The 9,063-nt window shown below is 60.4% G+C and carries 11 protein-coding genes; 2 read left to right on the plus strand and 9 right to left on the minus strand.

Annotated elements, in window-relative coordinates:
* The first annotated feature begins 826 nt into the window (after positions 1 to 826).
* A complete protein-coding gene (locus E8Q41_RS25085; protein WP_137158302.1) occupies positions 827 to 1,489 on the plus strand; it encodes a hemolysin III family protein in 663 nt (220 codons plus the stop codon).
* On the opposite strand, the gene msrB is transcribed toward E8Q41_RS25085, so the two are convergent.
* The 8 genes from msrB to E8Q41_RS25125 form a co-directional block, all read right to left on the minus strand.
* Positions 1,490 to 1,891, minus strand: coding sequence for a peptide-methionine (R)-S-oxide reductase MsrB (gene msrB, locus E8Q41_RS25090; protein ID WP_137158303.1), 402 nt, complete (start codon positions 1,889 to 1,891; stop codon positions 1,490 to 1,492).
* Between the two features lie 71 nt (positions 1,892 to 1,962).
* The gene (locus tag E8Q41_RS25095; protein ID WP_137158304.1) at positions 1,963 to 3,525 is read right to left on the minus strand and encodes a polyamine aminopropyltransferase; all 1,563 of its coding nucleotides are present in this window, start codon (positions 3,523 to 3,525) and stop codon (positions 1,963 to 1,965) included.
* On the minus strand, positions 3,522 to 3,758 hold the full coding sequence (locus E8Q41_RS25100; protein ID WP_137158305.1) for a hypothetical protein: 237 nt from the start codon (positions 3,756 to 3,758) through the stop codon (positions 3,522 to 3,524). Before E8Q41_RS25100 ends, E8Q41_RS25095 begins: the two co-directional genes overlap by 4 nt.
* A complete protein-coding gene (locus E8Q41_RS25105) occupies positions 3,755 to 4,480 on the minus strand; it encodes a hypothetical protein (RefSeq protein ID WP_137158306.1) in 726 nt (241 codons plus the stop codon). Before E8Q41_RS25105 ends, E8Q41_RS25100 begins: the two co-directional genes overlap by 4 nt.
* 10 nt (positions 4,481 to 4,490) lie before the next feature.
* Positions 4,491 to 5,342: a DUF350 domain-containing protein gene (locus E8Q41_RS25110; protein WP_137158307.1), complete on the minus strand. Its 852-nt coding sequence runs from the start codon at positions 5,340 to 5,342 to the stop codon at positions 4,491 to 4,493.
* A gap of 85 nt (positions 5,343 to 5,427) precedes the next feature.
* Entirely contained in the window at positions 5,428 to 5,808 is a 381-nt protein-coding gene (gene speD, locus E8Q41_RS25115) for an adenosylmethionine decarboxylase (protein ID WP_137158308.1), read from the minus strand.
* A gap of 173 nt (positions 5,809 to 5,981) precedes the next feature.
* Complete coding sequence (locus tag E8Q41_RS25120; protein ID WP_137158309.1) at positions 5,982 to 6,398, minus strand: hypothetical protein; 417 nt, start codon at positions 6,396 to 6,398, stop codon at positions 5,982 to 5,984.
* A gap of 92 nt (positions 6,399 to 6,490) precedes the next feature.
* On the minus strand, positions 6,491 to 6,895 hold the full coding sequence (locus E8Q41_RS25125; protein WP_137158310.1) for a ribonuclease E inhibitor RraB: 405 nt from the start codon (positions 6,893 to 6,895) through the stop codon (positions 6,491 to 6,493).
* Between the two features lie 218 nt (positions 6,896 to 7,113).
* Between E8Q41_RS25125 and E8Q41_RS25130 the strand changes: the two genes are divergently transcribed.
* Entirely contained in the window at positions 7,114 to 7,974 is an 861-nt protein-coding gene (locus tag E8Q41_RS25130) for a CPBP family intramembrane glutamic endopeptidase (RefSeq protein ID WP_137158311.1), read from the plus strand.
* 171 nt (positions 7,975 to 8,145) lie between these two features.
* Here the strand turns inward: E8Q41_RS25130 and E8Q41_RS25780 are convergent.
* Positions 8,146 to 9,063: hypothetical protein (locus tag E8Q41_RS25780; RefSeq protein WP_205910424.1), on the minus strand; the 918-nt coding region annotated here is incomplete at its 5' end.

The following is a 9,063-nucleotide window of genomic DNA, read 5'->3' on the forward strand; positions in this document are numbered from 1 at the left end:
GAATCCGGCCAATTTCCTCGCCGCCGTCAAACTCATTGCTACTCGCATCTGGATAAAGGCGTTATGAGTCTACTGCCTAGTTGAATCGGCCAAACAGTTTCTCGATAGGCGGTTCATAACCAACAAGACTTGCGAAGAGGAATACACCGGGTCATGGGACGCGAACGCTGATTTTGGCGTCGATATTGGTTCTATTATTTCGCCTATCGACGCAAAACTCAAGGCCAGCGGCCAATTTGGCAAGACCATAAAATTGGAAAAAGGCAGTGAATTTACTGTTACACGCTTTAAGAGACCACAGGAAAATATTATCTACGAAATAAAAATAGAAATACGACGTACAAATTGTACTTCACCTGAAAGCGACATAGTAACCCGCATCACCAATACGAACGGAGCATACGCAGAAATAAATACAATTCTTTTAAAGGACGCCGGTCTACCCTTTAAGGAGAGCAAACGGCCAAACTTCACATGCCGGGACGAGTACTTCAAAATTCGGGACATTCTCACGCAAAAATTTGGACTGCCTGTGCCATTTTCGAGCTTTGCCGTACCTTACGTGGCTGAATTTAAGGGCGCAAAGGACCCCGCCAACTGTAGCTGACGCAGTTCCGGCCGCGCTGAACATGGCCGCTACGACTTTTCGTTACCCTATGTTATCGGCAGTAACCGATACGGGTAGTATGCGGCGAATTGCCATGTTTAAACTGCAGAATTGTAGGCTTGGAAATTTTCCGGAGCAACTGCGTGAAAGGCCGTGCTGCTGTATCTTGATCCTGTAGTCAACTCGTGGTGTCATTGCCGAATGATAAGGTGAGGCCATATGACCAAATTTTCGACCTTTCACTGGCGCTATGACCGCTCCGAAATCATCGCCGACGGCATTGTCCATGGCGTCGGCGTGGCCGCCGCGCTGGTGGCGGTCACCGTGCTGATCTTCTACGCCACGGTCTGGGGCACGCCGGCGTTGATCGCCGCTTCCTGGGTCTATGGGCTCGGGCTGATCGCCTCGCTCGGCATTTCCTTCGCCTATAATATCTGGCCGGTGTCGCCGGTGAAATGGGCGCTCCGGCGCTTCGATCATTCGGCGATCTTCATCCTGATCGCCGCGACATATACGCCGTTTCTGGCGGCGGCGCTGCCCGACGGGCTGGTTCTCGCCAATCTCATCGGCATCTGGGCGGTGGCCGCCTTCGGCGTGGCGCTGAAATTCTTCTGGCCCGGGCGCTTCGACAAATTGTCGATCCTGCTCTATCTCGCCATGGGCTGGAGCGGCGTGGCGATCGCCGGCAAACTCTCGACCGTGCTGTCGCTCGCAACGCTGGTGCTGATCCTGATCGGCGGGATCATCTATTCGCTCGGCGTCATCTTCCATGTCTGGGAGAAGCTGCGCTTCCAGAACGCCATCTGGCATGGCTTCGTGGTGACGGCGGCGGGGGTGCATTACGCCGCCGTGCTGACCTGCGTCATCTGGCAGAGCGCCTGATCAGGCGGTCTTCTCGAAATCCAGCGCATGGCCGTTGATGCAATAGCGCAGGCCGGTCGGCGGCGGGCCATCCGGGAAGACATGGCCGAGATGCGCCTCGCATTCGGCGCAGCGCACTTCGACGCGCACCATGCCATGCGACGTGTCGCGGATATTCTTGATGGCGTCCTTGTCGACCGGCTGGAAATAGCTCGGCCAGCCGGTGCCGGACTCGAATTTGGTGTCGGATGAGAACAGCGGCGTCTTGCAGCAGACGCAGCGATAGATCCCCGTCTCGTGATTGTCCCAATAGGGCCCGGTGAACGGCCGCTCGGTGCCGCCCTCGCGCGTGACCCGGTATTGCTCCGGCGTCAGACAATGGGTCCAGTCGGCCTCGGCGGCCTTGCTCTTGGCGTCGGTCATGATGGTCTCCCTGTGATGGGGGATAGATGGGGTGGGAAGAGGGAGATGGCAAGGATGGGGGGATGGGCCGCTCAGCGGTAATACTGCCAACCCGCGAGATAGTAATCGAGCAGCACCGGCCGATCGAGGGTGTTGATCCCGGCATCGCCGGCAACAAGGTCCTTTTCGAAGCGGAAATGGTCGAGGATCGTGTCCGCGGTCAGATAGCGGGTCGGCGTGGTCAAGCGCGGCGCGGCCATGTTGAGCCGGGCGTCGCTCGCCAGCACGAAACCCCATTCGCCGAAGGACGGCACATTGGCGTGGTAGGGATAGATCTGGCCGAAACCGGCGGCCTTGACGGTGTTGGCGATGCTCCAGAAGGCGCGGGGCGCGAAATAGGGGCTGGTGGCCTGCGTCACCAACAGGCCGCCGGGCGCGAGGCGATCGCGGACGAGATGATAGAACTGCTTGCTGTAAAGCCGCGTCAGCGCGCTGTTGTTCGGATCCGGCAGATCGGCGACGATGAAATCGAACCTCTCTTTGCTCGCCTGCAGATAGCCGAAGGCGTCGGCGGTGACGACATGCACCTTCGGCGACGCCAGGCTGTTCTGGTTGAGGGCGACGAGATGCGGATTGGTTTTCGCAAGCTCGATCATTCTGGGATCGAGATCGACAAGCGTGATCGTCTCGACGCCGGGGACCTTGAGAAGTTCGCGCGCCGCCAGTCCGTCGCCCGCGCCCAGGAGCAGCACATGCCGGACCGGCGTCGGGGCCAGCGCCAGCGGAATATGGATCAGCGCCTCGTGATAGCGATATTCGTCGATCGAGGAGAATTGCAGATTGCCGTCGAGATAGAGCCGGAGATCGTCGCGATCCCTCGTCATCACCATGCGCTGATAGCGCGTCTGCTCGCTGTGGACGATGCGGTCGTCATAGAGGCTCTGGTCCCAATGCTCGAGAAAGTAATGCGACAAAGCGATCATCGCGGCGAGAAGCGCCGTCAGCGCGATGGTCAGGCGGGTCAGCCCGCGCGCCGGCGCGCCGATCTCGTCGCGAAACGTGCTCAGCATCGCAAAGCCGATCGACATATTGGCGAAACCGAACAGCAGCGAGGACTGGTAGACGCCGAACAGCGGCAGAAGCACGAAAGGAAAGGCCAGAGTTGCGATCAGCGCCCCGAAATAATCGAAGGACAGGATATTGGCGATGTTCACCTTCAGCGGATTGTAGCGCTCCATCAGCCGGGTCAGGAAAGGGATCTCCAGACCGATCAACACGCCGATGGCGATGGTGAAGACCAGATAGACATGGATGAACCAGCCGGTCCAGGCATAGGCGGCGTAGAGCGCCGGGATGCTCAGCCCGCCCAGCGCCGCCAGCGCCAGTTCGATGCGCACGAAACGGGTCAGGAGATCCCGATCGATATATTTCGACAGATAGGTGCCCACCCCCATGGAGGCCATGTAGATGCCGATGGTCAGCGAGAAATACATCACGCTGTCGCCGAGGAAATAGGAGGCGGTGGTGGCGATCAGCAATTCGTAAATGATCGAGCACAGGCCCGAGACGAAGGCGGAAAACACCAGCGTGGCGACGCGGCGGCGAATGGCGGCCGGCGGGAGGGTCGAAGGCTCGGTCGACGGGAGATCGCTCACTTGCCGCTTTCCGGACCGCCGCCGAGCAGGCGCGGGCCATCGACGCTCGTGGCCCGATTGCTGCGCTCGTGAAACTCTTGCGCGCCGCCCCAATAGAGACGCGAGGCGCGGACATGGAAGCCGCCATGGCCGGCATAGCCGAAGCCATCGAGCGCCGGAATGAACAGAAGCAGATAGACGACGGCCAGAAACCACGCGCAGAAGTGGACTGCCTTGCGGGTGTCGCGGCTCATGAGAATCTGTCCATCAGCCTGAGGATCGTGCGGTTGGCGGCCTCGTTGAGCACGAGGCCGATACCCAGCACGACAATGCCGAACCAGAGATGCGGAAGGCTGCTGCCGATGGCGCTGCCGATCGAGACATAGAGCGTGTCAGGCGTCTGGTCGCCCTGCGTCTTGATGTTGAGATAATAGGTCCCGCGCACCGGTATGGTGATCTTCATCTCGTAATCCCTGTCCGCCTCGGTCCAGGGGCCTTCGTCATCGACGCCCGTTTCATGCCAAAGCTCCTTGCCGAAGGAGAAGAGATAGTCTTTGCGCTCGTCGAGCACCTCGGATTCGACGAAGGTCCAGCCGTCTTTTGGAATGTCGGCCTGGACCCGGACGAGCAGGACCTGATTGGCCTTCCGGACCACGAAAGGACCCACCAGCGCATAATTCAACACCGGATGCGCCTTGGCCTCCGCCGCCTCTTCGGGGTCCAACTCCGGGTCCGCTTGGGCGGCGGCCTTTGGTTGGCTGGGCGCGGATTGGGTGAGCCGGCTGCTGAAATAGGTCTCGCTCGGCCAGCTCAGCACGAAGGCGGTGATCAGGCCGAGCAGCCCGAAGCAGATGAACACGATCGCCACGCGCCCGAGATCGACGGGGCCATCGTCGGGACGCGACGGCGCCGGCGCTGGCTCCGGTTGCGGGGGCGGCTCTTCCGTTGTCTTTCGCCCGAACATCGGTTGCGTCATGGCCAAGCGCTCAGATCAAAAACGCCAGCACGACCGCAAAGGCGATCGCAAGCGCGGCTTCGAGAATGCCTGCGCCGACATTGCGATCCTCGCGGATCTCGCGGCCCAGCGATTTTCCGGGGATGATCAGCCTGTCGGTCGCCAGCCGGATGAGCGGCAGCGCCACAAAGGCGACGAGATCGGCGGTGAGGAACTGCGCGAGATCCTTTTTCCAATCGATGAAATCGCCCGAGGATGCATTCATGACGACGATGGCGAGCGCGACCAGATTGCCGCCGAAGGCGATGCCGGCGGCGACATTGTGGTTCAACAGTTCCGCATGGATGTCGTAGCTCGAAAACCGTTCATAGATCAGGCTGAAGACGAGCAGCGACAGCTGGCCAAGCACGAAGAAGACAAGAGCCGAGACCACGCCGCCGCCCTGGCCCGACACGGCGCCGGCGGCGACCAGACCGGTGGCGAGATAGACGCCGAAATGCACGGCGCCGACGCCGACATTCCGTTCCTTCACCAGTTGCTCGGTGTCGCTAAAACGGCGGAGAATGGCGATGTCGTTGAACCAGCGGGCGAGATTGAGGAAGAACAGGCCCAGCAGCGAATAGCCGCCGACCGTCAGGAGATCCTGCGGCAGGCCCTCGGACGGTCCGACCAGCGCCCCGACGAAGATGGCCGCCGTCGCGAGATAATAGCCGGCCATGGCGAGCCCGACGGCCTGGTTGTCATGCTCGACCAGCTGATCACTGAGATGATAGGAAATCGACAGGCTCTTGAACCATTTGGCGAGCAGCAGCAGCGCGAAATAGAGGGCCACGAAGGCAAGCGCCTTCATCGCGTCATACAGGCCGAGAGCTTTGAAATCCATGCGACGCCCATCATCTAGTCAGCAGCTTTTCCGCTGTAGGACAGATTTTTGGCGCCCACAAGATCAGATTGCAATTGCAGGGAGATCAACCGCGGGCAATGGTCTTGATGTCGATGCGGCCCGGGGCGAAATAGTCCCTGAGCGGCGCCACCGCCAGACGGGAATCGCAGGCGCCGCACATGAAGATGTCCACCGCCGCAAAGCCCGTTTCCGGCCAGGTGTGGATGCTGATATGCGATTCCGCCAGCAACGCCACGCCAGTGACGCCGCCGTCCTGCCCGAACTGATGCAGCCGCATATCGAGCACGGTCGCGCCGCAGGCCCGGGCCGCCGCCCGAAGCGTCGCCTCGATCCCGGCCTGATCGGCAAGGCCGCGCGCGTCGAAAAGATCGAGCAGAACATGCAGGCCGGGGAGATAGGGATGCGGGGCGGCGGCGCTCGATTTCGCCTGTTCGATCTCAGCCATGTCCATGCCTCATCCGCCTGTTTGCTCCACGCCCCATGCAGCCGTTGCGGGCAGCCTTGGCAAAAGAACAGGGCTTCGACAAGAGCCTATATGCTGGGCGCCCGGCATGGCGCTTGTTGCGGAGCGAGGGCGGCGGCAGTGTAGGGGAATTGCCGCCCGCCTGCGGGACAAGCTCAAGAGCCATGGCGCGTCATCGACCAGTCCGTGGCGATGAACTCCAGCGTTTCATCACGAAAATAGAACAGGAAATGCCCGGCGCCTACGGGGTCGGGAAACCGGATCTCCCAATCGATCTGGCCGCCCAGCTTTTCCTCTCCCCTCACCTCGTAAAATTCTCCCCAGGCGGGAGCTTGGCGGGCGTAGCGGCCCTTGCCGGAATACCAGCCGTGATCATTGGTGGCGTCCCAATTCCAGCGGCTGCAATTTTCGAAGCGCAGAGTCGCTTTCTCTCCCGGGGCCGCCGTATAGCGCCAGGGGTTCAGCTCGAATGTGAGAAGCGCGGCTTTCTCGTCAAACGAGACATGAAGGCTCGGCGCGTTCGGCTCGGCGTTCCATCCGTCGTTGAGTTTCAGGAATTGAAGTTGGGTCATGGGTCAGAATCTTCCGCTGCGTCAGTCCAGAGCCTCGGGGTGGAGCGAGCCCGCGCCGAGGGTGCGTGTCCGGCGTGTGGCCGTGTCATCTCCTATATGCCCGCCCTCACGACCTCGGTTTCCCAACCGTCGTAATCGCCGCGACAGGCCGCTGCCAAAGCCTCAAGCGCGCCCGTCTCGTCGTCGATGGCGTTGGGGGCCTGCAGTTTCGAAAAGATCAGGCTGAAGCGGTTCGGCGGATTGGCGTCGTCATGCTGAGAATCGATTTCGTAGCCGCGCGACGACAGGACATCGGAAAATTCCCGTCGGCCCTCTGCGGACGAGAAATAGGCGAAATGCTGGACGGGGCGCAGCGCTGCGCCATTGTCGCCATGGCGCCGCAACACCTTCCGCACCGTCTCGTTTTTGGCGAATTCGGGATGCGCCGAGCGGGCGGCGGGCGTGAAGCGGGCGATGAGGCGCGCCAGCGCGTCTCGCCATGACGATAGGGTTTTCATTTCGGGCGTGCCTGCCTTTGGTGTTTCGAAAGAAGCCTAACCGCGAAGCATTAGACACGCAAGGTTGTATCAACAACGCCGCCATGACTGCGGACGGTCACGCAAATTACTTGACGCTAATGTAGATTTCTTGCAGTCTCCGATGGGGATTATTGAGACAATACAATCTGGAAAGATCCGGGACCGCAGCTTTCTTGCGGCGCGGAGGGAGGGGACGAATGAGTGAGGCAATGATTGCCGCAACGCCGCTCTGGCTGAGGGTCCTGCAATTTCCCGTGACCCGCATCATCCTGCTCGGCGGGATCATCTTTTACATGATGATGCTCAACAACACCTTCATGCTGGCGCTGAAAGAGACGCCGGTTTTGTCGATCCTCGCCACCCTGGGCATGGGGCTGGTGGCCATGGCGGTCTATGCGGGCTGGGCGCGGTTTGTCGAACGCCGGGCGGTCGGCGAATTGTCGCTCGCCGGCGCGGGGCGGGAATGGGCGACGGGGGCGGCGATCGGCGCGGGGCTGATCACGGCTTGCGTGGTCGCGCTCGCAGCGCTCGGCATGTACCGGGCCGAGGGGCTCAATCCCCTCGCCTTCCTGCTGCCGGCGGCGTCGATGGCGCTGAGCGCGGGCATCTTCGAGGAACTGTTCTTTCGCGGCGTGCTGTTCCGCTCGATCGAGGATCTGTTCGGCTCCTGGATCGCGGTGGCGGCGTCCTCGCTGGTGTTCGGGCTGGTGCATCTTCTCAATCCGGCCGGCACGCTGGCGGGCGCCGTCTATATCAGCATCGAGGCGGGCCTGCTGCTGGCCGCCGCCTATCTGATCACCCGGCGGCTATGGATCGGCATCGGCCTGCATATGGCCTGGAACTACACCCTCTCAGGCATCTTTTCCGGCATCGTCTCCGGCGGCGACAGCGATCCCGGCCTGATCAAGGCGGTCATCACAGGGCCTGAATTGCTGACCGGCGGCGCCTTCGGGCTGGAATCCTCGGTGTTCGCGCTGGTGTTCTGCACCTCGGCGGGGGTGATTTTGATGGCGATTGCGGTGCGGCGGGGGCATGTGATGGCAGGGCGGTGGAGATAGGGCGCTGGCGGACGGAAGGATTGTTTGGGGGTGCCTAATTTGCGGCTTTGTCGCGATCGTTTGCAAGGCGACCGTCAGGCTACCAAAGCCGCTATGCGTTTTGTCGCCTGGAATCAAATCGGTGGAAAAGCTGACTCTGAGGTCAAAGCGGGCGAGTTGGACGTGAGATTGTCATTCACTCTTAGCGTCAGGTGGCGGATCTATAAAGCCGCTCGCGATGAGAGCTGCATACTCGTCCTGTGAGCGGACCTGCCGGATCAGATCATGAGCGTGACGAATGGCCGCTGCGTCTGTGGTGGGGTCCAGCAGTTGCAGTGATAATGCCTCATGCAGCAGGAGTTCCCAGCGGACGCTGGGCATCCTGTCCGCATTCCAGAACACCGCCCCATGTCTCAGGCCATTGCAGTAAAGAGAAACAATGGTTCTCCAATTCTCATCATGCGGGTATGAGGGATGCGAAAGGTTAGAAAATAGCATCGCGCAAGCATTGCGTTCGAATTTGGAAATTGCATTCTTTTTGAATAAATTCTGGAGAACGCTTTTTGCGGTCGTTGCGACGATCTGTGGAAATTTTGTGTAATTCACATACAAGGGGAATAGTTTACTGACGCGACCTATGCGAAAAATTGCGTCTTCGTTTGCCGGATATGTGCCTGCCCAAGCGAATATGTAGGCGACACTTTTGTATGAAAGGTCGTCAGTTTTTGAGAGCTCCTTGGTCACATAAACAGCATCTTCTGAGCTCCAGTTCGCCGCAAGCCAGGCCTCGCAAGCAGACTTGATTGGCTCTAACCGTTCTCCCGCGGCCAGCCATGCTCGGAAAACGAAGTCGGCATCCCTCAGTGAGGAATTGATTTCTACCCATTCGAGTAGGCTCCTGCGGACAGCCTTGACCTCGCCCCCGCCGTCCAGCCAGGCTTGGTAGACGAAGCCTGCCTTCGGTGTCGTGCCATGCCGCTCCACCCAGAGGAGCAAACTCTCCCGCACCGCGCCGACCTCGCCCCCGACGTCCAGCCAGGCTTTGTAGACGAACTGCGCCTCCGGTGTTGCGCCATATTCCGCCACCCAGAGGAGCAAATTGTCCCGCAC

The sequence above is a fragment of the Rhizobium sp. FKL33 genome (genome assembly GCF_005222915.1).
Lineage (GTDB): Bacteria > Pseudomonadota > Alphaproteobacteria > Rhizobiales > Rhizobiaceae > Rhizobium_E.

What these genes read in the sequence shown, in the direction of transcription:
- E8Q41_RS25085 (WP_137158302.1), top strand. Translation starts at nt 827, where the DNA reads ATGACCAAATTTTCGACCTTTCACTGGCGCTATGACCGCTCCGAAATC.
- msrB (WP_137158303.1), bottom strand. Translation starts at nt 1,891, where the DNA reads ATGACCGACGCCAAGAGCAAGGCCGCCGAGGCCGACTGGACCCATTGT.
- E8Q41_RS25100 (WP_137158305.1), bottom strand. Translation starts at nt 3,758, where the DNA reads ATGAGCCGCGACACCCGCAAGGCAGTCCACTTCTGCGCGTGGTTTCTG.
- E8Q41_RS25105 (WP_137158306.1), bottom strand. Translation starts at nt 4,480, where the DNA reads ATGACGCAACCGATGTTCGGGCGAAAGACAACGGAAGAGCCGCCCCCG.
- E8Q41_RS25110 (WP_137158307.1), bottom strand. Translation starts at nt 5,342, where the DNA reads ATGGATTTCAAAGCTCTCGGCCTGTATGACGCGATGAAGGCGCTTGCC.
- speD (WP_137158308.1), bottom strand. Translation starts at nt 5,808, where the DNA reads ATGGCTGAGATCGAACAGGCGAAATCGAGCGCCGCCGCCCCGCATCCC.
- E8Q41_RS25120 (WP_137158309.1), bottom strand. Translation starts at nt 6,398, where the DNA reads ATGACCCAACTTCAATTCCTGAAACTCAACGACGGATGGAACGCCGAG.
- E8Q41_RS25125 (WP_137158310.1), bottom strand. Translation starts at nt 6,895, where the DNA reads ATGAAAACCCTATCGTCATGGCGAGACGCGCTGGCGCGCCTCATCGCC.
- E8Q41_RS25130 (WP_137158311.1), top strand. Translation starts at nt 7,114, where the DNA reads ATGAGTGAGGCAATGATTGCCGCAACGCCGCTCTGGCTGAGGGTCCTG.